This is a genomic window from Paenibacillus sp. strain BS8-2 (genome assembly GCF_054483835.1).
This window is the reverse complement of record NZ_CM137010.1, coordinates 2,292,381-2,314,379: the sequence shown is the minus strand read 5'-3', so window position 1 is coordinate 2,314,379 and position 21,999 is coordinate 2,292,381. Positions and strand designations below refer to the sequence as shown.

The following is a 21,999-nucleotide window of genomic DNA, read 5'->3' as shown; positions in this document are numbered from 1 at the left end:
TGCCAAGAGCAGGCGGAGACTGTTCTGTCGCCGCCTGTTCCGCTACGCTTTATTGGGACATCTCCGCTTGTTCCGCATTGCTCTTGGCTACGATCTCGTCCATGGATTCGGCGAATTGCTCCGGCGTAACCTTCATAGCTTCCAGCTGCTGAATCAGGTTCTGGAACTCCTTGGACATGGATGGCGTCGTCAACTGATCGGTTAAGTATCCGCTGAACGTTGTGGCATTTTTCAGGATGTTCGTGATGTCGTTTTGAACCGGCGTCTCTTGGCCGGTCAAGAACGCATCATACTTTTGAGCTGGGAACGTGATGCCATTCTGCCAGACGAACTTCGGCCAGTTCTCCGGTTGGAAGAAGAACTTGATCAGATCCTTCGCCGCTTCACGGTTTTTGGACTTGTTCGATACGGCCAACCCTCCGCCGTACCATACGTTGAGCTCTGCTTGCGTGCCCTTACCCTTCTCATTGGCTGGAAATGCAAACGCACCGATATTGTCACGTACCTCTGGCGGGAAGTTGGTGTCCGTCGGCATACTCATCTCCCATTGCCCCATCATGAACATGGCTGCTTTCCCCTGTCCGAACAAGTTCCTCGCCGTACCATAGTCTTGGTTGAGGAAGCCATCTCCGAAGATGCCCGCCTTAATCATCGATTGGATGTCGGTTGCCGCCTGCACGACTTCGGAGCCTTTGTAAGTACCTTTGCCTGCGAAGATATCTTTCGTCAGATCGAATCCGCCGGTTTGCCGCGCCAGCACCGTATCATACCACATGACCGAAGACCACGCCGCTCGGCCCTGCATCGCGATTGGCACAATATCTTTGGCCTTTAGCTTTTCTACGATTTCCATTAACTCGCCTTGAGTCTGAGGAACTTCCAAGCCGTTATCCGCGAATATTTTTTTGTTGTAGTAGATGAACCAGAAGTCCATGAATCCGGGTACGCCGTAGATCTTGCCATTCTTCGTGAAGCCATCGAACGCGCCATCAACGAAGCCGCTGTCCTTGAAGTCGTCCCACGATAATTCTGCCAATGCGTCGTTGCTGATCAGCGGCGTAAGCGAGCTATTGTTGCCCCATACCGAGAACATATCCGGGAGCTGATTGGATGCATTATAGATCTTCAGCTTTTGTCCGTATTGTTCCGTGGCGAGCGCCTCGACCTTAATCGTGACGTTCGGATGCAGCTTCATGTATTCCGCGTAGATATGGTCCTCTGCTTTGCCTTGTCCCGTCATGCGGTCTGGCGCATTCGTGAACACTTTTAATTCAATCGGTTCAAGGTTCTCAGGCGAAGGCGCTGCTGATTCAGCTGCCGATGGCGAAGCAGACGAATTGCTTGCGTCGTCATTTGATGGTGAGCTTGCAGTGTTATTATCTTTGTTGCTTGCGCATGCGCTCATTGTTGCTGCAAGTACGACCGATAGTGCGATCAATCCTAACTTTTTACTCATGGTCCAACCCCTCCTCTTGAATGTACAGACAACAGAATTCTCATCTGCAAATCGATTATATGATGGCGCTATCATCCACGACATGGCGTAATTTTGGATTTTCATGTCTGTTTTTTTGAGTCTTGCATAATATACAATTCTACCAAGGAATTGCAATCGGGACATCGAATTAATAGAAAATCACATTACGAGATGGCAGGTAGATAACTATGCTACGATTGCGATACCGGAATTTACCCCTTCGATATAAGTTGGTTTTGTGGTTCAGTCCCCTCTTCCTGTTCACGATCGGCTCCATCGGCGCTTACTCGTATAATGTTGCTTCCGAGCAAATCTTCGAGCGTCAGACGATCGAGCAGAACCACATTGTCTCGACCACCGTTACAGATCTGGATTATATCGCCCAAGACGCGATCGATACTTCGAACTTTTTATACTTAAGGACCGAGATACAACAGCTGTTCCGAGCCAAAGAAGAGATCGATTACGACGCTTCCAAGCTAGCGTTCGGTATGATTAGCAGCGCGATGATTACAAGGCAATTTTTTCAATCGCTCATCCTCTACTCGAACTATCTAGAGCCTATCGAATTCGACAAACGAGGAAATACGAGTGCCTTGCCTATGGAAGAGTTTAAACGAACCATCATCTACAAACGTGCATTCGCTCAACCGGACATACCGACTTGGGCGATCGACACCGGACAATTGCACGTCTTTCAAGGCGAATCCAACAATACGATTATTTTTGCCCGGGTACTGAAGAGCGACCTCAACTTGCGTCCGTTAGGCATAATCGTCATCGGCTTTGACGAGCTCGACCTGCGCCGAAGCTATGCTTCCCCTGTCGTTAACGGCCGTGAAGTCATTATAGTAAACCCTGACGGCGAGGTACTCTCCGATTCGCAAGGAAAGTGGCTAGGCCGGCAATGGTCTACGCTTCCCTACGCCCAGGAAAACAATCAGAGCAAACTGCTCATTACCGAGTCCGTCTCCAATCTGACGGGTTGGCGAGTCATTGCCTTGCAATCGAGAGATCAATTACTATCGGAGGTTAATCGGATCAATACCGTTACGCTCTACGCGATGGCGGTTATGTTCTTGGTCGCCCTGGCTTTCTCATGGATAATTGCTTCATTTATCTCCAAGCCGCTCAAGAACATCGTCCTCTCGATGCAGAAGTTTCAGAAGGGTGACTTCATGCAGAGCGTGACTCCGCGCGGACATGATGAACTCGGATTGCTGGGATATGGCTATAACAACATGGTCAAGAAGACCAAGCAGTTGATCGACGAGGTCTATACGTTCCGATTAGAGCAACGGGAGGCAGAGCTTAAGCTGCTCCAGTCTCAGATTAATCCGCACTTTCTGTACAACACGCTGAATACGATGGCTTGGAAGATGGAGCAAAGACATGAGCACGAATCAAGCGAGATGGTCTATGCGTTGTCCAGCATGTTCCAGATCAGCCTTAGCGACGGCAAAGACATGATTACGCTGCAAGAGGAATTCGTGTTCATCACGAGCTATCTATTTCTACAGAAAATGCGCGCTCCCCGACTTCATTATGAAATATCGTTAGATGAAACTCTGCGCAACGTTACGTTGCTGAAGCTTATCGTCCAGCCATTCGTCGAGAACGCCGTCATTCACGGCATCGAACCGCTCGGCGGAGAAGGACTCGTTCAAGTGTCTGCGAGCGTCCATGGGGACGTATGTATCATTAAAGTGACAGATAACGGTGTGGGTATCCCAGCCGATCGACTGGCTGAATTGAAGAGCATTGAAAGGACATCGATTAAGGACAGAAGCGGATTCGCGCTATGGAACGTCCAAGAGCGTCTGCGTCTCTATTACGGACAGGCGGCAACGATCGACATCGAGAGCGAAGTCGACTTCGGTACGCGCATTTCGATTACCATTCCGCTTGAGGGGAGCGTTGCAAATGTATAAGTTATTCATCGCAGAAGACGAATCGACCATTCGGAACGGGTTAATGACGATGATCAAGTGGGAGGAGCTCGGCGTTCATGTGTGCGGGGATGCGGCTAATGGGGTTGAAGCACTTGAACGCATGCAGCACGTTCAGCCGGACTTGCTGCTGCTCGACATCCGCATGCCCTTCATGAACGGTCTCGAGTTGCTGAAGGCGCTTCAAGATAACGAGCGGTGCCCAGTTGCGATTATTCTGACCGGGTATAACGAATTCGACTATGCCCAGCAAGCGATCAAGCTGGGGGCGTTCGACTATCTCGTCAAGCCTTGTCGGCCATCAGAGGTCCGCGATGTCGTGTCGCGAGCGATCAAGATGCTGGACACCAAGCAGGACCAAGAACAACACGTACATCATATTCAACGATTATGGCGACAGGGCAATCCCATTGTGATCTCGCATCAGCTTGGTTCGTGGCTTCGTTCTCCCAAGTCCCCTTGGGAGAATCGCCATTCGATCGCTCGCTCTATTAATATGAGGATCCACCTAGACCAGTTGCAGGTGGCTGTGTTCCGTAATGACTCCAAGTCGCTGCAGGAGCTGGACTACGGTCCGACAGACGTCGAGCTTGTAAGGTACGCGGCATTGAACATTATCGAGGAACTGTTCGCAACAGTGCTCGCTATGCAAGCGGAAGTCATTCGCCATCACGAAGACATTGTCGTTCTCTTCAATCCAGCGCGCGAGGATAAGCCTGAGGAGCTAAGAAATCATCTTGAGCGGGTACAGAGTAACCTTCAGTCATACTTACGCCTGTCCTTCAGTATCGGGGTAAGCGGTCACCTGACGTCCATTGATGATATTCATTCATCCTATAGAGAAGCTCTCGCTGCGCTGGACGATCGATTCTTCTATGGGGAAGGCGGGATCTACGTATACGACGAGACATCCCACAACCAACAGCACGATTCAACGTTTGTGCTGATCGACTCTCTCCGCCGCACGGAAGTCTCCGTTCTCGAAGCCGTTCACGGTTACAGGTTCCAAGAAGCGCTGGAACAGCTGGATATGTGGTTCCAGCTACTCCGCACCAACCCGACGCTAAGCCGTTCGTTCATCCAGTTGCAGGCGATCACGCTTGCCACGAAGCTGATCGAGATGATGCATGAACAAGACATGGATGCGGATTCGGACGCGGGACGTTCGGATGGGCTGCTTGCTCTGTACGAGGCGTTACCTCAGCTAGAGACGATAGATGAACTGGTGGGTCTAATGTCCAACCTATTGCACCAGCTCGTGCTAGGATTGAGCCGACGCAAACCGCGTCACCGCACAATCGAGCAGATGACTCGGATGATCGAGGAACAGCTCACCGACCATCTGTCTCTTGCTCAATACGCCGAACGGTTATTCGTCAACGCTTCCTATCTGTCCTCGTTATTCAAGCAAGAGATGGGCATTAACTTCGTCGATTACATTCACCAGAAACGGATTGAGAGAGCCAAGCTGCTGCTCAAGGATCAGTCGCTCAAGATACAAGAAATCGCTTATGCGGTCGGCTATACGGACGAAACCCATTTCTCCAAGACATTCAAAAAGTGGACGGGGTATTCCCCATCACAATTCGTGAAATCGAAATGAACAAACACGGTTGCATCAAGCTCAGAGAACACTCAAAAGCCCCGATTCCGTAAGGAATTGGGGCTTCAATGGATTCAGACACTCTTTCGATCGAATAACATCCCTCTCAAGCAGAGGAATCTTAATGTTTCCGTTTATAATACGTGATACCCAGCGCGAGCGCCAGCACGGAGCCTTTGACGATATCCATGGCGTAATACGGCACGGACAACATGATAAGCCCGTTGGAGAGGATGCCGATCAGCACCGCGCCTACAAATGTGCCAAAAGCGTTCGGTTTGCCCGCGCCAAGCACGGAATAACCAATAAACGCTGCAGCAACGGCATCCATCAAATAAGGTGAGCCAGAATTGACCTCCGCCGTCATGACACGCGCACCGAGAATAATGCCGCCGATCCCCGCGAACATGGCAGAGATCAGATAAGCCGCTAGCCGATATTTGCTCACTGCAATGCCGGAAAGCTTGGCAGCCTCCGGGTTGCCGCCGATCATATACATATAACGGCCGTGCTTCGTGTAAGTCAGGAACAGATGGACAACGAGCACTACAAGAAGCATGATGACTATAATCCAGGGCACCTTGCCCAGTGCGCCGAAGATATCCGGAATTTCACCCGTTGCATAATCGCCGTTGGGTAGAATCATGTTCTCCGAAATGGTAGCTCCGCGCGTATACGTCAGCGCCACTCCCTGGAATACGAACATCGTCGCCAGTGTCATCAGCATATCCTGAATCTTAAAGTTAATGACGAGAAACGCGTTGACCAGTCCCACGAGCAAACAGAAAATAATCGTAACGATCAGACTGACGCCAATCTGTCCGCCGTGCCATACGAAGATGGAGATGACCAGCGCATTGGCCAGCGATGCCGTAGAACCGACCGAAAGGTCGAAGCCGCCGACCGCAAGCGAAACCGTTAATCCCGTTGCGATAATCGTAACGATAGAGATGGTGCGCAAAATATTAATAATGTTCGTATAGTTCAAGAAGTTGTCTGTCATCGTACCAAACACCGCGATCAGGATCACGATCGTCAATAAAGTTCCGTATTTGTATAGAAGCTCAAAAGCGTTGCCCGATCCCCGCTTCGTTCCGGCTGCGTTCATGTTCGTAATCCTCCAGTGCTGTATAACATCATTTCTTCTTCGTTCGTATCGGCTGTCGTCAATTCACGGACGATCGCTCCATCATACATCACGTACATCCGATCGGTAATGCCGATGATCTCGGACAATTCACTTGAAGCATATAGGATACACTTGCCACGGGCTGCCAGCTCCGCCACCAGCTCATAGATGTCGCGTTTCGCGCCGACATCAACGCCCTTGGTCGGTTCATCGAACAGATAAACCTCCGCATCAGCCAGAAGCCACTTGCCAATCGCGATCTTCTGCTGATTGCCTCCTGAGAGATTGCGGACGAACGATTTGGTAGTCGGCGTCTTCACGCCAAGACTGCGAACAATGGAGTCTGCTGCAATCTTCTCCTTGGCACGGCTAAGCCAAGAACCGAGACCTTTTGTTGCGTACCGTGACAAGTTAACCACTGTCAGATTCGTACCTACGGTCTCGTCCACGAATACGCCTTCCCTGCGTCTCTCTTCTGGCACAAGCGCTAATCCGTTCCGAACGGCCTTATGCGGATTATTGGCCGCGATCCGTTTGCCTCCGAGACGGAGCTCACCGGCAGCTGTTTCAGAAGCTCCGAATAAGGCTCGACAAAGCTCCGTTTTGCCGGCTCCAACGAGTCCCGCGATGCCTACAATTTCTCCGCTGCGTATGTTCAGCGAGACATTGTTGACTTTGCCCCCATCGTTCATGCCAATCGCTTCGAACGCAATGTCGCCGATTTGACTGACCCTGCTAGGAAACTGCCCTTCCAGCTTCGCTCCGAGCATATGTTCAATCACTTGCTCTTGAGTCAGCTTTGCGATCTCATCCGCGACAACCAACATACCGTCGCGCATGATCGTAATGTCGTCACATATTTCGTAGAGCTCCGGAAGTCGATGCGAGATGAAGATAATCCCAACTCCCTCCGACTTCAACAGTCTGACCAAACGGAACAATATCTCGGTTTCGCTGCTGCTCAGCGGAGCGGTAGGCTCGTCCAGCACCAAGAAGCGGCACTCCATGGATAACGAGCGGGCAATCAGCACCATCTGCTTCTCTGCCAGCGTCAACTCACTTACTAGCTTTTTGGTCGGGATTGTTATCTGCAGCCGATTCATAACCTTCTGCGCCGCAGTGTGGAGCTCCCTCCACTTGATGAAATGTTTGCCTTTCATGCCGCGCACGGTATTCTCCAACATAATGTTTTCTGCCACGCTCAAATTAGGAATCAGTGCGGTATCGACTTCTTGATAGACGATCCCGATGCCCAAATCCTTGGCCGTCCTAGGATTACGAATGTCCGCTCGTGCACCATCAATGAAGATGTCGCCCGTATAATGGTCATAGGCACCGGACAATACCTTCATTAAGGTAGACTTGCCAGCGCCATTAGCGCCTATCAAGGCATGCGATCTCCCAGACCTGGCGGCGAAATTCACATTTTTAAGCGCATGCACACCGGGGAAGGAGATCGAAATGTCCTTCATTTCCAGTCCGCCTGTATGTTTGTTCGTGTTCGTCACGCGCTTCGCCTTCTCTCCGAACAGGATAGAGCGCCCCTATCCGATGGATAAGAGCGCCGAATGTCATAGCTATGAGTATACCATATTGCACAGTATGCCTAAACGAGATTGTTCCAAAACTTCGTTTGGATAACAATCACTCTCATTACTTGCCGTTTGCCGCCTTCAGATCCTTCATCCAACCTTCTTCGAAAGCATCGGAAGTGCCCCAACCTGGGATGATCTCTGCGAGCGATACCATGTTAACCGCTTTGTCGGATTTCGCAAGCGCCTCTTGTGTGATCAATGCAGCGTCAAGATCGTAGTTGGCCGGCGTTTCTTCGCCAGCGAGCTTCTTAGCAGCAATACGAATGTTAACCGCGCCGATCAGCTTCGGATCAACTGCTGCAGTTGCAGCCCAAGGGCTTTCTTGTTCTTGCATGACTTGAAGATCGGCGTTCGATACGTCGATACCATAGATCTTCACTTCCGTGCGTCCCGCTTCGATCAATGCGCGTGCGGCACCGATTGCGAAGGCATCCCAAGTTGCGAAGATAGCATCCAGCTCGCCTTTTGGATATTGGGTCAACATCGCCGCGACAGCGTTTTGAGTATCAACGGATGTGTTATCGTTCGCAACGCCAAACCGGCCGATCTCCTTAATACCCGGGTTATTCTTAAGAACTTCTTGGTATACAGCGTTACGACGAACCATTGGAGGGAAGCCGTCTACCCACAGGTATACGATATTAGCTTCAGGACCATGTACTTTCACAAGCTCGTCCAGTGCATATTGAGCGAGCGCTTCGTCCTTCTGAGCTGTTAACGTAACGCCTTCAATTGCTGCCAGGTCGCCAGTAGAGTCGAATGCCACTACCTCAATCCCTTTGTCGCGCAGCTTTTTCGCCGCATCTACAGCAGCCGGGTTATCAGCATGCGACAAGATAACGGCATCCAGATCCTCTTCGGCCGCTTGCTCGATCGCATCAAGGAACTTCGCCGTGTCGCCATCCGCCGAGAACGTATCTACTTTGAAACCAAGCGCTTCGCCTTCTTGCTTCGCACCTGCCAAGAATTGTGCTGTGTGATCGTCTCCGCCTATCTTGCGGATAACTTTAATGTTAATTTCGCCCTTGTCCTTGAGGGCAGCCGGCACGCTCTCTACCTCTTCTATGGAGCCGCCTGATTTTCCATTATTCACGCCGCAGCCTGTTGCCGCAATTACTATGACAAGCAGCAATGCAAGCAACGCTTGTGGTTTTTTGATCTTCATCCGTTTTTCTCTCCCCTAAGAAACTTGTATATTAATCTTAATACAAGTTATCCTATCGGATTTAATCGGTCACGTCAATCCTTTTTCGCTAATTTTGTCAAATCATGTCGGAAAATTTTTGAATTTAATAACAAATTCCGTCCCTTTATTAAGCTCACTCTCAATATGTATGCTTCCGCCCATCTTCTTCACGATATTAAAAGAAACCATCGTCCCAAGTCCGGTTCCTTTGTCTTTGGTCGAATAATACGGTGTCCCTAGACGTCTAACCTGCTCGGGGGACATGCCGATGCCATTATCTGCGATTCTGATATGTGAGTAATCTCCATGTTTCTCAACAGCTAGGGTTAACTCCCCTCCATCCGGCATCGCTTCGATCGCATTTTTGCCGATGTTAAGGAGTGCCTGCCTGAACTTGTTTTTATCTCCCATCGCGACGAGCCTGCTCTCCTCGAAGAAGGCAGCCTGCAGATTAATGTTGTTAAGATTCGCAAAGTTGGATAACAAGTTGAACATATAACTAAGCTCGGTATTGAGATCAATTTCTTCGATATGCTCGGGATCGGTACGCGCCAGCGACAGATAGTCTGCAATAATCTGCTCAGCCCGGTCGAGCTCTGCGAAACATATGCCCTTGTACTGTTCCTTCTTCTCTGATGACAACTCCATTGTACCAAGAAGGTGGATAAATCCCCTGACAGCCGTGAGCGGATTTCGGATTTCGTGCGCGACGGAGGCGGCAATTTCGCTGACGAGCTTCATCCGCTCAGTATTGACGATTTCCTCTTGTATTTGGCTGTACCGTCTCATAAATTCGATCAAATATATACCAATTGCCACGATCAAGCTTTGGAACAAATAAGTAGCCAAAGTATCAATGGCATTGTCGATGAGGATATAGAGTCGATCCTGCATCGCCAAAGTTAAAGCAATCGCCATCAATTTAATAAACGCGCATGTAACTACTGCAATCACAATCCGAAAGCCCAGCGATGCTTTCGGGAACAGCTTGATTGCCTTCCATGCTACGATAAAGCTCGACAGCAGCGCGAGCGTATAATAAAACATATCAGGAGCTCCTGACACGAACCTTACTATTAGTATGACACCATACAAAACAAGCGAAACGACCCAGCCTCCATATAACGATCCAATGACCAGCGGTACGGAGCGAAAATCGTATGATAACCCGTTAATGTAAACAGGGAAACTCATCGTTGCCACAAGCGCGGCTGTACAAAGCAGCAACAAAAAGAACCGATAGGTCGTCACGTTGTCCTTAAGCCTATGCAAATACGGATATAACACAAACGGGGAAGAAATAATCAAGACATTAAACAAAAAATCCTTGAGAAAGAGCAACATATCTTAGGTCCCCTTCTGCTTGAATCTCCGTATATTTGGCATGTCTTTAATATAGCATATAAAACTTGCTCTATTGATATTTTTTCAACCTTTCCCGACTTATGGTGGAAATCGGGCATTCCAGCCATGTGACACACTCCGTGTTGCTAAGCTCGTTGGTGCATCTTCGACAACAATATTTACATGCTACATCATTCGCATCACAGCAACCAATTGGAGTACCTTTTTCACTTTTTCTTTGTCTTTGTGATGAAGGAAGGAAAGAGGCTACGCGTGGCTTGGTGTGATCGTTACTAAAAAAAAGCGCCCGAAGGCGCTTCTATAGCGGAACGTTAAGCCAATATATGCTCTGCGAAGGTAAGCTGGTTTTTCCCTTTGCTCTTGGAGGCATATAGCGCCTCGTCGGCATCTCTCAGCAGCGTGGGAATATCGCGCCCCTCTTGCGGCCACAACGCGATCCCGATGCTGCAGCTTACGCCCATTCGCTGCCCTTCGATGTCGAATGGCTTGCGGATCGACTCCAGCACCCGACTCGCTACGCCTTCTGCTTCTCGCTCAGCATCGTCCGCTGGGACCGAGAGGATCATCACAAATTCGTCTCCGCCCATCCGGAACAAATAATCGCCGTTTCGCGAATTCGCAGCAAGTCTCGAAGCGACCTCCTGTAGCAGCACGTCTCCTACTGCATGGCCATATGTGTCATTAACGGCCTTAAAGCCATCAAGATCCATATACATAAACGCCAAGCCTCCACCCCGTTCTTCGGCCTGACGTACAGCTCGTTGAACAACAACCTCCATTGCAGAACGGTTCAACAGTCCGGTCAGCTTGTCGTGATGCGCTTTGTCCTCCATCCGGATCAGCTCCGACTTTTGTTCAGTTAACTCCGCGATCAACACGCTCAGCGAGCTGGACAAAATCTCGATATCCTTGATGCCCCGGGCGAACGGAATTTCTGCTTCTTCCCCTCTTCTAAGCTTATTGGCTGCTTCCGAAATCAGGGATAACGGCTTCGATACCTTGCGAGCAAGCAGCCATCCAATTAGTCCGCAGGCTATTGCAATCGCTACGCCAAGCGCAATCATAAAGACGATGAGATCTCGAACCGGCGCGAACGCTACATCCACCGGTTGCCTGATGACAATCTGCCATCCAAGACCGGGATAATTGCCGTAACCAACACCTTGTGCGAAGCCGGTCAAATATTGTTTGCCATCCGGCCAACGCTGCACGGACCATTCGTTGGCCGTCTCATTTTGTCCTAAGTCCAGGAGATTGATTTGCTGACCAATCATCTCGCTCGGGCCCGACAATATGGCGTTGTCCTTCCCGCTGAGCACCATGACGTCCATTTGACGATGGCGCGAGTCCTGGAACGATGCTAGGACAGAACGTTGCACCTCCTGTGACCACTCCCAGCTGAGATGAGCCGCCAGAACGCCCGTAAGCACTCCCGCATCGTCAAATAAAGGCGTGCTGATATCTACGAATTTGAGAGGCTCGCCAGACGGATTAGGAAGCAGCTTGGATAGCAGCACGGCATTATGCACATCTCCGACAAACGGTTTATCGAGCGCCTCCAAATAGACAGGGCGGTCCGCGATATTTTCGCCGCGCAGAATATCTCCAGTCGCCGCTTTCACATTACCCTCGGCATCTAGCAATCCGACCCAGGAGAATGCCGGGATGTTTTCTTGCAGATCGCCTAGCAGGCGGTTAGCCTCCTGCAAATTCCCCGTCTTCCTAAAGACGTCCAGCGTGCCAAACAACAAAATCTCGTTATATCTCGACCACATGTATCGATCCAGCTTGTCCCCCATACCATGCGAGATAGAGGAAAGTGATTCCCCGATTTCCCGCTCCAGGGACGTTTTTGTTCTTTGACCATAGATGATCGAGACCGAGGCAATGACAATAACTATAATGAGCGCAAATGATAACGCGAAATAGGTACTAAGCTTCAATGTTCTTTTCCTTTCTGTAATGCATAATGAAGATTTATGTCCAAACATGTCGATTCAGGTATTATTCAGCAGTATTATAGACCAAATGAAAGGGGATTGGAAGATAAAATTCACTCTATTTGGAAATTTAGAAGCCGTTGATCAAGACGGTTTTCGTTCAATCCTTATGTAAAAAACAAAAAGCCGAGTCCCTCTCCGTTTGGATGGGAATTCGGCTATGGCGATAACGTTCAAACATTGATCTTGATCAAAATAATGCGCCGCCGCTTCTCAGATCTTAGCTCACAACGTCCTGCGGATGCGGCTCCGTCAATAGATCCGCCGCTTTAGCGTTCGCCTCGACCTGCGCCGGATCTTTGCAGCCTGGGATCACGGTCGTCACCGCTGGATGGCCTAGACACCAAGCAAGCGCCCAGCTTGCCATATCTACGCCGGACGGCACCTCCTCGCGGCCAATTCGTTCGACCTCCAGCAGCTTCAACCTTGTTGCTTCGGCATCATGCCGATGGCGGACATCATTGCCCGCGAACACCGCGCCCGGTTTGTATTTGCCGCTTAGATAACCGCTCGCGAGAGGAACGCGTGCAAGCACGCCAAGGTCTTGCGCCTGGCACGAAGGGAATACGCGCTGCTCCGGCTGGCGGTCTAGCCGGTTATAGACAACCTGGATCGCTTTCGCCCCAACCTTGGCTGATGCTTCCGTCTGATGCAGATTGTCATTATTGCCGATCGATGTACCGAGAAAACGGATTTTGCCCGCTTCACGCTGCTTGTCCAGTACCGTCCATAGCTCATCGTTGTCGAACGCGGCATCCGGACCGGAATGGAATTGATAGAGGTCGATATAGTCTGTACGCAGCGACTTGAGCGACGCATCCAGCTGCGTCACGACTTCATCGCCTTTAAATGCGTCAGTCCGCGAAAACAAATCGTGGAAGTGATGCCCGAACTTCGTAGCAATGATCCATTGCTCGCGATTACGGCGGCTCATATAGTCGCCGATCAATTTTTCGGATAGATGGTCACCGTAACATTCTGCCGTATCGATTAGATTAATGCCGAGCTCTTGCCCTTTATCCAGGATGGCATCCGCTTCCGCTTGTGTGTACTCTCTGCCCCATTCGCCGCCGAATTGCCATGTACCTATGCCGATAACCGACACTTGAAGCTCCGTGCCGCCAAGTCTTCTATATAACATATCGAGTCCTCCTTCAATTCGCAAGATACTCTCATTATAACCCTCGGGCTCGCTCAATTGAAAATCCAGTCAGCCACGTTACACGTTCAGCCGGTATTCCGAGGGGCTAAACCCAACCTCCCTGCGGAACGTCTTCGAGAAGTAGTTCGCGTCGTCAAATCCAGTGGCGGCAGCTACCTCTTTGACGCTCTGGGAGGTCGTCTTCAGAATATGTTTCGCATGCTCCATCCGTTTGCGGCTCACATATTTCAGCGGCGGCATACCGAAGTGGCGCTTAAAATATTTGCTGAAATAGTTGGGATGCAGATGCAGCACCTCCGCAAGCTCCTCAAGCGTCATCTCCTGATCCAGATGATCGTCCACGTATTGTCTAATAAGCAACAATCGCTCCATCTCCTGGCTTTGGCTTTGACGGATACGAGGCGGCTTCTCCTCCATCAAGAGGGACAGAATCTGCAGCAGCATCGCCTTCTCCTTGAGCCTTGCAGCTATGGACGGATCACTATGCGCATCCACCAGCTCGCGGAACAGCCCTTCTATCACGCCTTGGTCCATACCCTCGTAGCAATACGGCATATCCAGCCACTGAAAAACGTCCGTCTGACCCGTAATGGCGGTAAAATGGCACCAATATTTATAGTAAGGTCGACGATCATTGATCGCCGAGAACGATTGCAGCTTATGTCCAGGCAGCAGAATAAGCTGTCCCGGCTCCGGGTACAGTTCATGGCCATCGACCTTAATCCAGCCTTCACCCTCTATTATGAAATAAAGCTTGTTATGCTGCGGCACATAATCCATCTCCCGCCAGCCCGACCAGCATTGTGTCAGCCGCGCTTCAAGAACCTCAACTTGCATGTTCAACACCATATCCCGCGCGGCGCCGCCGGCATCCATTCGGTTCATGCTGCACCTCCACAAATTCAACCATCCGAGAAACTTCAACTTCGTGCCTGCGACACCCTGCATGAGGACCGCTTTTAAAGTTATTTTTGTACCCATCATAGTTATAAACGTATATGTCTATTCTATCATAACCTTGCTAGACTGATGCTGAGCAAAACTCTTATGGAGGCGAGACACATGAGCACAGGTCAACAATTGATTCAGGAGCGGACAGAGCGCACGCAATGGTTCCTGCAAGACCGATTCGGTATGTTTATCCACTGGGGACTATATGCGATTCCCGCGCGCGGCGAATGGATACGCAGCTACGAGCAAATATCAGTAGAAGATTACGAGCCCTACTTCGAAGAATTCGATCCGGTGGCATACGATCCGCGTTCATGGGCAAAGGCAGCCAAGCAAGCCGGTATGAAATATGCAGTGCTGACCGCCAAGCATCATGACGGCTTCTGCCTATACGACAGCCAGCTAACGGATTACAAATCGACCAACACGAAAGCGGGACGCGACCTTGTAGCCGAGTTCTTGGAGGCTTTCCGCGAGGAAGGTCTGAAGGTCGGACTCTACTACTCGCTAATCGATTGGCATCATGAAGATTACCCGGCATTCGGCGACCAGATTCATCCCATGAGGCAGAACGAACAATACAAACGGGATCCCGAAACCTTCCATCGCTATTTGACCTATATGCATGGCCAAGTCCGTGAACTGCTGACCAACTACGGCAAGCTTGACATCATGTGGTTCGACTTCTCTTACGGCGACATGAGCCACGAAACGTGGAAAGCAACCGAATTAATCGATATGATGCGTTCCCTACAGCCCCATATCATCATTGATAATCGACTCGAAGGAAGCGGCGAACACGGAGGCAGCATCTCCTCGGATAATCCTACGCCTTACGCGGGAGACTTCGCTTCTCCAGAGCAGATTATACCGCCGAACGGCATCACAGACGTAAGCGGCAACCCTATCCCATGGGAAGCATGCGTGACGCTCAACAATAACTGGGGATATACATCGGCAGACCGTGTATACAAAAGTCCGACGACCATTATTCGCAAGCTGGTGGAGTGTGTGAGCAAAAACGGCAACCTGCTCCTCAACGTCGGACCTGATGCCAGGGGCCTGATTCCGAAGGAGTCTCTCGATATTCTAGCGGAGGTCGGCGATTGGATCGCGCTTAACGGAGACAGCATCTACGGCTGCCATTCTGCAGATTTGCTTAAACCCGATTGGGGTCGTTACACGCAAAAAGATGACAAAATATACGCTCATGTTTTCGAAGAAAACATCGGTTCCATTGCGCTATCCGGTCTAGCAGGGCGAATTAAACGAGCTCGACTGCTATCGGACGGCTCCGAGCTGATTATTAGCACACCATGGAGCGCCAGAGAATTTAAGACCCACGCATTTGTCAACTTCGCGAGACCCGAGCACTATTCGTACCCGCTGCCGGACAAACGCGATACGGTAATCGAGCTCGAGCTGAACAAGTAACGAATCCCAATCTATCAAAAATTCCATTCTTGCCGCGGTACAGTTGAACAAGCTCCTCTCTCTTCCGTGCATACGATAACGTATGAACCAGGGAGGGGGGGAAACGAGTATGGCAACTTTTAGAGCAAGATTGCGTGGACGCAACGAAGTTCCGCCAGTAAATACCAATGCTTTCGGCAACGCGACATTCCGTGAAGTATTCGGACGAATTGGCAACGATGATGACAGCAGCAACAATGGTTCCGGTCGCAATCGTCGCAGACGTGTTCGCGCTCTTCAATTCCGACTGGCACTCAATAACATCCGCCGCGTGACGCAAGCGCATATCCATCTGGGTCAACCAGGCGAGAACGGCCCTGTAGTCGCATTTCTATTCGGACCGAATCGCGAAGGCGTTACGTTCAGGAGCGGCGTTATCCGCGGCACGCTTCGCAGCAGCGATCTGGTCGGTCCGCTCAGAGGACTAAACATCCGCTGGCTTATTCGCGAGATCGAACGCGGCAATGCATATGTGAATGTGCACACCGTCCGTTATCCGGATGGAGAGATTCGCGGTCAGATCCGTTAATCTCTACCTGCCGAGAAATATAGAGAATGCCATATCAAAAACATAGACATTCCTATATTTCAAAAAAAGCTGCCTCGCAGATCATCATCAGATGACCTGTCGAGACAGCTTTTGTTTTGGTTATGGGAAAGGTACATTACGCGCTTGTTTCTACTTAATATATACGCTCCCGAACGGCAGCACTTCCCGAAGGAGTCTCTTAAACCATCCTTCGTCGCTGAAGCGGCTCTCTAGCCCCGAATCTCGGGAGCCTGTCTGAATCAGAACCGGTCCCTTGCCTCGCAGTTCCCATTGTACATTCATATGCTGGCTGGCAAGTGAATTACCGTACACGGACAGCTTGATCGAAGCGGATTCCGGATACGCGACCAATGCCCCCTTGTCTACGAACAACGGTGTCTCATCATCGAGCTGAAGGACGGCCAGATCGCCAACGGACAGCAAGCCAAGCTGCCCTGGGCCGCTAAATTGAATGCGGACGAGCTCCCTCGTAATCCATGCCGTCTTCAGGCGCATAATCTTGCTCTTGAATGCCATGCCGTCCGAGAGGAACGCTACATGGCGAAAGTCGAACAGCAAGCTCCCGCCCTCCGGTATATCAACCGGCACAAGCGAATATCCTGCCGGCAAACCCATTACAAATGACGCTGGACCTTGCAAGCGCGAACGAATCCACTTTTTCTTGCGAAAGGCTCCGCCGAGGTCCATAAATTTATCTTCCCGTTGTCTAGGCGTTCCACTGAAAGCAATGATGGATCTTGGATGCAGCACCTGGAGAGCATCCTCTTGGCTTAGCTCGACGCGTACATGCCCCAGCGGTGAAGGCGCTACAATGTTCATGGCAGCGTCACTCCACGACCCTCTTGTGCATGCTGCCTTTGATCTCGACCTTGTCTGCGCCAAGTCAAGTATCGCCAAATCCGGACGGAAATCGCATATACAGCAATCAGCGCTACGACGACACCAACAGCGACTGCCGCCTTCTGAAAGGCAGACTGACGGTTCTGCTCCAGCTCGTCCATCTGTGCAACGAGGCGTTCGTTCTCCTGCGCAAGCAACTCGTTGCGCTCGCGATACGTCTCATTGCTTTGCTCCAGCTCCTCTTGCCTCTGCAGCAGCTCTTCGGCTTGGCGGCGAGACTCTTCCAGCTGTCCCTCCACCGCTTTGATGCTCGCATCATAGGATTCCTTGAGCTCTTCCAACCGTTCAGGCGTTTCATAGATATCTTTGATTCGATCGAACACACCTGCGTTTGCCGTCTTTGCCGCCGATGCGGCCGAAAGGATGAATATGATTATTGCTGTAAACAACAGTCTGCTAGGTCTCATGCTATCACCCGCCTCTATCGATCTGGCTAGCCGCATGTCCGCGCTATTGGGTTCCGCATACTTGCGAAGCCGCCAATCCGCGAATTCCGGCATCATTCGCCGACATTCTGCCTCAATATCTATCAGTTTATCATAGATTAAGAGGATCATGTCGAAATACGTCCCAACTCACAATCGGTTCCGTATCCCAGATCGAATGGCTATAACAAGTTATTTCTTCGACTTCGATGAGTAGGACGGAGTCGTTGCTTCCCGAATCGCTGTATCGAGATCAGCGATATAACGAGCCTTCTGCTCCTTGCTCCAGCCGAGCTCCGATTCCATAGCGCCTATGACCTGATCCTTCCATGCACGCACTTCATTAATCCGGAAGAACAGATCGCCAGTACGCCGGATGAAGAAGTCGGCGGGGGTCACTGTCATCTCGTGCTGCATCGCATATTGAAGCATAGCGGCCATATAAAGGGGCAAGCCGTAATAGCTGGCAAGTTCTTTAGCCTTTGGCGCATCCTCGAAGATCCCCTTGACGTTAGAGCCGTAACGTCTTGCCAGATAGGCTGCATCCTCCTTGCCGAATCCGAATGTTGCACCATCTCTCACGGCTCCCGCCACAAAGGAGTCGAATTGCTCCGATCCTCCGACATCTCCGCCAGACATCGGAATAAATTGCGTTTGACTTGCTCCGATCCTTATGGACTGATCTGCGCCTCTCATGAGGGATACAACCTTGTCGACCACCGTCTCCGCCATCTTGCGATACCCTGTAAGCTTGCCCCCCGCTATCGAAAGTAATCCAGATTCCGACACAAATAATTCATCACGTCTGGATACCTCCGAAGGCGACTTACCCTCCTGCTGGATGAGCGGTCTAAGCCCTGCCCAGCTGGATTCTACATCGTCAGCTGTCAGTCTAAGCTGCGGGAACATGCCGTTAGCGGCTGTCAGCAGGTAATCACGATCCTCAACCGTCGTAACCGGATGAGCCGTATCTCCGCTGTAGTTTGTATCCGTCGTTCCGAAATACGTCTTGCCGTCACGCGGAATCGCGAAGACCATTCGACCATCGGGAGTGTCGAAGTACACAGCTTGACGAAGCGGGAATCTGCCGCTGTCGAATACCAAGTGGACGCCCTTGGTCAGTCTCAGTGTCTTGCCTCGCTTCGAGCCGTCCATCTCGCGAACGTCGTCAACCCAAGGGCCCGCCGCATTAATAACATACTTCGCCGATAGGTTATATGTGGACTCCTCGATGGAATCCCGCACCACCGCGCCGCATACCGTTCCGTTACTATCGTAACGCAGCTTTTCGGCTTTTACATAATTGACCGCGAGCGCACCAGACTCCACAGCTTTCTTCATCACTTCGATCGTCAACCTTGCGTCGTCCGTACGATATTCTACGTAGTAGCCTCCGCCCTTCATGCCATCCCGCTTCAGCAGCGGCTCCTTCGCGAGCGTATCGCTGGAGCTCAGCATCTTGCGTCGCTCCCCGCGCTTAACTCCCGCAAGGAAGTCGTACACGCGAAGACCAATCGAAGTCGAAAACTTGCCAAACGTGCCGCCCTTATACAGCGGCAGCAGCATCCATTCCGGCGTCGTCACATGCGGTCCGTTCTCATATACGATCGCCCGTTCTTTGCCGACCTCGGCAACGACTCCAATCTCCAATTGTTTCAAGTACCTAAGACCGCCATGCACCAGCTTAGTCGAGCGGCTTGATGTGCCTGCAGCAAAGTCCTGCATCTCCACCAGCCCTACCTTGAGACCCCGTGATGCCGCATCCAGAGCGATACCCGCTCCAGTAATTCCTCCACCGATGACAAGAACATCGAGCTTGCCCGCTTCCATCGCGCTGAGCACGCCATCACGATTCGCAGCACCAAACTTCACCTTGTCCATCACCTCACCGTTCTGTCCCATACGATCTATGTTTTCTTTTTTCATCATCATGTTATTTTCCTCCGTTCTCTCTCATGTATACGTTATGTTTATCATTACCCCGATGTCCAAAACAAAAAGAAAAAACCGCCTAGACTGCTCCCCTTCCCACACAGGAAAGGCAAGCAGCCCAAACGGTTTCTCCAAATCTCCGACCTTTATTAACTTACCCCCACTATACCACGGGTTAACGTGAAGCACAACCCAAAGGTTTAGCTTTCGCAGAACGCCATTGCCGCCCGAACAGCGCGCTTCCAGCCGTCGTACAGCTCTCCCCTGCGCTCTTCATCCATCTCCGGCTGGAACACGCGATCGACTTGACGCAGCTCTGCGATCTCCGCTTTATCCTTCCAGTAACCTACAGCAAGACCTGCCAAATATGCCGCGCCTAACGCTGTTGATTCCAGCGCCTGCGGTCTTTCGACAGGAACGCCGAGCAGATCGCTCTGGAACTGCATCAGCAATCCGTTCGCTACCGCGCCACCATCGACTGCAAGCGTCTCTAGCCGCAGACCGGCCTCTTCTTCCATCACGGACAGCACGTCCTTCGTCTGATAGGCAAGCGACTCTAATACGGCACGCACAAAGTGCGCCTTAGTCGTTCCCCGCGTCAAACCAAACACCGAGCCTCGTACGTCACTATTCCAATACGGCGTACCAAGTCCGACGAAAGCAGGTACGACGTAGACGCCATCCGTTCCGCTTACGCTTGCTGCGAGTCCTTCTGTCTCTGAAGCCGAATCGATAAGCTCCAGTCCGTCGCGGAGCCATTGAATCGCTGCGCCAGCTACAAATACGCTGCCCTCGAGCGCGTATTCCAGCTTGCCGTCTACCTCCCAGGCAATCGTCGTCAACAGCCCCTTCTCCGACAGGATCGCTTTCTCGCCAGTGTTCATGAGCATGAAGCAGCCCGTACCGTACGTATTTTTCGTTGCGCCTTTCTCGAAAGCATTCTGTCCGAACAACGCAGCCTGCTGATCGCCCGCCGCTCCGGCAATCGGAACGGATGAACCAAGAATCGATTCGTCGACGTAACCGTAAATTTCAGAGCTTGATTTGACCTCCGGCAATAACGATGCCGGCACGTCCAGAATACGCATCAGCTCATCGTCCCATTGACGCTCGATAATATTAAACAGCAGCGTCCGCGAAGCATTGGACACATCGGTTACATGTGCCTTGCCTCCGGTCAGCTGCCAGATCAGCCATGTTTCGATCGTTCCGAATAGCAGCTCCCCGCGCAAGGCGCGCTCACGCGCACCTTCTACTTGCTCGAGCAGCCATGCGATTTTGGTACCGGAGAAATAAGCATCGATCAGCAGGCCCGTCCGAGCATGAATATCGCTGCCATGTCCATCCGACTTAAGTCGATCGCAGATCTGTGCCGATTGGCGCGATTGCCATACGATCGCATGATGGATCGGCTCTCCCGTCACCTTGTCCCAGACGACAGTCGTCTCGCGCTGATTCGTAATGCCGATGCCTGCTATCTGCTCCGGCTTGACCCCGGCTTCTGCCAGAACGCCTCTCATCACACGTTTCGTCGACTCCCAAATATCCTTGGCATCCGCTTCTACAGCCCCCGGCGCTGGATAATGGAGCTGCAGCTCCTCTCTTGCGATACCCGCGATTCTCCCATTACGATTCACAAGCAGCGCCCTTGTGCTGGTTGTCCCTTGATCCAGCGACAGCATATACTTCTCCATCACATTTTCCCCCTCGTCCATTCCGTCCTTCTTATTGATCAATCCTGCCAAAGCTCGCTTCGCGAAGTCGTAATCGCCGCCGCTCCTGCCTCTAGCGCCTGCCGCACATGCTCCTTGGTCCTAATCAGACCGCCTGCAATAACCGGAACGCCCGTACGCGCTTTCACCTCGGCTATAATCTCCGGCATGATGCCCGGCAATACTTCCACATAGTCAGGCTGCGTCTTCTCGAGCAGCTTGTAGCTCTTCTCCAGCGCGTCCGAATCCAGCAGGAACAGGCGCTGAATTGCGATAAGCCCTGCTTGTTTCGTCCTCGCGATCACACCTGTACGAGTCGAGATCAAGCCTGCTGGCCGGATACTCTGACACAAATATTCAGCCGCATATTCGTCATTTTTAAGTCCGTCAATGAGATCGGCGTGGAGCAGCACTTTTTTGCCTCCGGCTTGCGCCAAATCGACGAGGCCCTTCACATGACCCAAGTGCCCGCCTAGCAGCACCATGTATGTATATGGCGAAGCGATCACTCTCTCCACTTCCTTCGGCTTGCGCGCAGCAGGAAGAATATGTTGTCCCGTCGTCAACAGCGGCATGACTGCCACCTCCCA

17 protein-coding genes are annotated in these 21,999 nt (G+C 51.3%); 4 read left to right on the top strand and 13 right to left on the bottom strand.

Annotated features, from left to right (window positions below; all coding sequences use genetic code 11):
• Window positions 1-49: 49 nt before the first annotated feature.
• Entirely contained in the window at window positions 50-1,456 is a 1,407-nt protein-coding gene (locus ACX1C1_RS10175) for an ABC transporter substrate-binding protein (protein ID WP_458956962.1), read from the bottom strand.
• Between the two features lie 209 nt (window positions 1,457-1,665).
• Here ACX1C1_RS10175 and ACX1C1_RS10170 point away from each other — a divergent pair, with 209 nt between their 5' ends.
• Window positions 1,666-3,408, top strand: a complete 1,743-nt coding sequence (locus tag ACX1C1_RS10170) for a cache domain-containing sensor histidine kinase (RefSeq protein ID WP_458956961.1) — start codon at window positions 1,666-1,668, stop codon at window positions 3,406-3,408.
• Window positions 3,401-5,029 (top strand): response regulator, encoded by a 1,629-nt coding sequence (locus ACX1C1_RS10165; protein WP_458956960.1) that lies wholly within the window; start codon window positions 3,401-3,403, stop codon window positions 5,027-5,029. The genes ACX1C1_RS10170 and ACX1C1_RS10165 overlap by 8 nt, the downstream gene beginning before the upstream one ends.
• A gap of 121 nt (window positions 5,030-5,150) precedes the next feature.
• On the opposite strand, the gene ACX1C1_RS10160 is transcribed toward ACX1C1_RS10165, so the two are convergent.
• The 7 genes from ACX1C1_RS10160 to ACX1C1_RS10130 form a co-directional block, all read right to left on the bottom strand.
• On the bottom strand, window positions 5,151-6,137 hold the full coding sequence (locus ACX1C1_RS10160; RefSeq protein WP_458956959.1) for an ABC transporter permease: 987 nt from the start codon (window positions 6,135-6,137) through the stop codon (window positions 5,151-5,153).
• A complete protein-coding gene (locus tag ACX1C1_RS10155) occupies window positions 6,134-7,630 on the bottom strand; it encodes a sugar ABC transporter ATP-binding protein (RefSeq protein ID WP_458957651.1) in 1,497 nt (498 codons plus the stop codon). Before ACX1C1_RS10155 ends, ACX1C1_RS10160 begins: the two co-directional genes overlap by 4 nt.
• 181 nt (window positions 7,631-7,811) lie before the next feature.
• Window positions 7,812-8,918 carry a sugar ABC transporter substrate-binding protein gene (locus tag ACX1C1_RS10150; protein ID WP_458956958.1) on the bottom strand — a complete coding sequence of 369 codons (1,107 nt, stop codon included), beginning with the start codon at window positions 8,916-8,918 and terminating at the stop codon, window positions 7,812-7,814.
• A 102-nt stretch (window positions 8,919-9,020) separates the two neighbouring features.
• Window positions 9,021-10,283 (bottom strand): ATP-binding protein, encoded by a 1,263-nt coding sequence (locus ACX1C1_RS10145; RefSeq protein WP_458956957.1) that lies wholly within the window; start codon window positions 10,281-10,283, stop codon window positions 9,021-9,023.
• Between the two features lie 332 nt (window positions 10,284-10,615).
• The gene (locus ACX1C1_RS10140; RefSeq protein WP_458956956.1) at window positions 10,616-12,247 is read right to left on the bottom strand and encodes a sensor domain-containing diguanylate cyclase; all 1,632 of its coding nucleotides are present in this window, start codon (window positions 12,245-12,247) and stop codon (window positions 10,616-10,618) included.
• A gap of 277 nt (window positions 12,248-12,524) precedes the next feature.
• Entirely contained in the window at window positions 12,525-13,445 is a 921-nt protein-coding gene (locus ACX1C1_RS10135) for an aldo/keto reductase (protein ID WP_458956955.1), read from the bottom strand.
• Between the two features lie 78 nt (window positions 13,446-13,523).
• Window positions 13,524-14,351 (bottom strand): helix-turn-helix domain-containing protein, encoded by an 828-nt coding sequence (locus ACX1C1_RS10130; protein ID WP_458956954.1) that lies wholly within the window; start codon window positions 14,349-14,351, stop codon window positions 13,524-13,526.
• A 177-nt stretch (window positions 14,352-14,528) separates the two neighbouring features.
• On the opposite strand from ACX1C1_RS10130, the gene ACX1C1_RS10125 reads away from it, so the two are divergent.
• Window positions 14,529-15,851 (top strand): alpha-L-fucosidase, encoded by a 1,323-nt coding sequence (locus tag ACX1C1_RS10125; protein ID WP_458956953.1) that lies wholly within the window; start codon window positions 14,529-14,531, stop codon window positions 15,849-15,851.
• Between the two features lie 109 nt (window positions 15,852-15,960).
• Window positions 15,961-16,419: a CHRD domain-containing protein gene (locus ACX1C1_RS10120; RefSeq protein ID WP_458956952.1), complete on the top strand. Its 459-nt coding sequence runs from the start codon at window positions 15,961-15,963 to the stop codon at window positions 16,417-16,419.
• Between the two features lie 150 nt (window positions 16,420-16,569).
• On the opposite strand, the gene ACX1C1_RS10115 is transcribed toward ACX1C1_RS10120, so the two are convergent.
• The 5 genes from ACX1C1_RS10115 to ACX1C1_RS10095 form a co-directional block, all read right to left on the bottom strand.
• On the bottom strand, window positions 16,570-17,259 hold the full coding sequence (locus ACX1C1_RS10115) for an AIM24 family protein (protein WP_458956951.1): 690 nt from the start codon (window positions 17,257-17,259) through the stop codon (window positions 16,570-16,572).
• The gene (locus ACX1C1_RS10110) at window positions 17,256-17,843 is read right to left on the bottom strand and encodes a hypothetical protein (protein WP_458956950.1); all 588 of its coding nucleotides are present in this window, start codon (window positions 17,841-17,843) and stop codon (window positions 17,256-17,258) included. The genes ACX1C1_RS10115 and ACX1C1_RS10110 overlap by 4 nt, the downstream gene beginning before the upstream one ends.
• Window positions 17,844-17,957: 114 nt before the next feature.
• A complete protein-coding gene (locus ACX1C1_RS10105) occupies window positions 17,958-19,691 on the bottom strand; it encodes a glycerol-3-phosphate dehydrogenase/oxidase (RefSeq protein ID WP_458957650.1) in 1,734 nt (577 codons plus the stop codon).
• Between the two features lie 206 nt (window positions 19,692-19,897).
• A complete protein-coding gene (glpK, locus tag ACX1C1_RS10100) occupies window positions 19,898-21,391 on the bottom strand; it encodes a glycerol kinase GlpK (protein ID WP_458956949.1) in 1,494 nt (497 codons plus the stop codon).
• A 38-nt stretch (window positions 21,392-21,429) separates the two neighbouring features.
• Complete coding sequence (locus ACX1C1_RS10095; protein ID WP_458956948.1) at window positions 21,430-21,984, bottom strand: glycerol-3-phosphate responsive antiterminator; 555 nt, start codon at window positions 21,982-21,984, stop codon at window positions 21,430-21,432.
• Between the last annotated feature and the right edge of the window lie 15 nt (window positions 21,985-21,999).

What these genes read in the sequence shown, in the direction of transcription:
- ACX1C1_RS10115 (WP_458956951.1), bottom strand. Translation starts at nt 17,259, where the DNA reads ATGAACATTGTAGCGCCTTCACCGCTGGGGCATGTACGCGTCGAGCTA.
- ACX1C1_RS10165 (WP_458956960.1), top strand. Translation starts at nt 3,401, where the DNA reads ATGTATAAGTTATTCATCGCAGAAGACGAATCGACCATTCGGAACGGG.
- ACX1C1_RS10175 (WP_458956962.1), bottom strand. Translation starts at nt 1,456, where the DNA reads ATGAGTAAAAAGTTAGGATTGATCGCACTATCGGTCGTACTTGCAGCA.
- ACX1C1_RS10120 (WP_458956952.1), top strand. Translation starts at nt 15,961, where the DNA reads ATGGCAACTTTTAGAGCAAGATTGCGTGGACGCAACGAAGTTCCGCCA.
- ACX1C1_RS10125 (WP_458956953.1), top strand. Translation starts at nt 14,529, where the DNA reads ATGAGCACAGGTCAACAATTGATTCAGGAGCGGACAGAGCGCACGCAA.
- ACX1C1_RS10150 (WP_458956958.1), bottom strand. Translation starts at nt 8,918, where the DNA reads ATGAAGATCAAAAAACCACAAGCGTTGCTTGCATTGCTGCTTGTCATA.
- ACX1C1_RS10155 (WP_458957651.1), bottom strand. Translation starts at nt 7,630, where the DNA reads ATGAAGGACATTTCGATCTCCTTCCCCGGTGTGCATGCGCTTAAAAAT.
- ACX1C1_RS10110 (WP_458956950.1), bottom strand. Translation starts at nt 17,843, where the DNA reads ATGATGCCGGAATTCGCGGATTGGCGGCTTCGCAAGTATGCGGAACCC.
- ACX1C1_RS10130 (WP_458956954.1), bottom strand. Translation starts at nt 14,351, where the DNA reads ATGAACCGAATGGATGCCGGCGGCGCCGCGCGGGATATGGTGTTGAAC.
- ACX1C1_RS10095 (WP_458956948.1), bottom strand. Translation starts at nt 21,984, where the DNA reads ATGCCGCTGTTGACGACGGGACAACATATTCTTCCTGCTGCGCGCAAG.
- ACX1C1_RS10145 (WP_458956957.1), bottom strand. Translation starts at nt 10,283, where the DNA reads ATGTTGCTCTTTCTCAAGGATTTTTTGTTTAATGTCTTGATTATTTCT.
- ACX1C1_RS10160 (WP_458956959.1), bottom strand. Translation starts at nt 6,137, where the DNA reads ATGAACGCAGCCGGAACGAAGCGGGGATCGGGCAACGCTTTTGAGCTT.
- glpK (WP_458956949.1), bottom strand. Translation starts at nt 21,391, where the DNA reads ATGGAGAAGTATATGCTGTCGCTGGATCAAGGGACAACCAGCACAAGG.
- ACX1C1_RS10105 (WP_458957650.1), bottom strand. Translation starts at nt 19,691, where the DNA reads ATGAAAAAAGAAAACATAGATCGTATGGGACAGAACGGTGAGGTGATG.
- ACX1C1_RS10135 (WP_458956955.1), bottom strand. Translation starts at nt 13,445, where the DNA reads ATGTTATATAGAAGACTTGGCGGCACGGAGCTTCAAGTGTCGGTTATC.
- ACX1C1_RS10170 (WP_458956961.1), top strand. Translation starts at nt 1,666, where the DNA reads ATGCTACGATTGCGATACCGGAATTTACCCCTTCGATATAAGTTGGTT.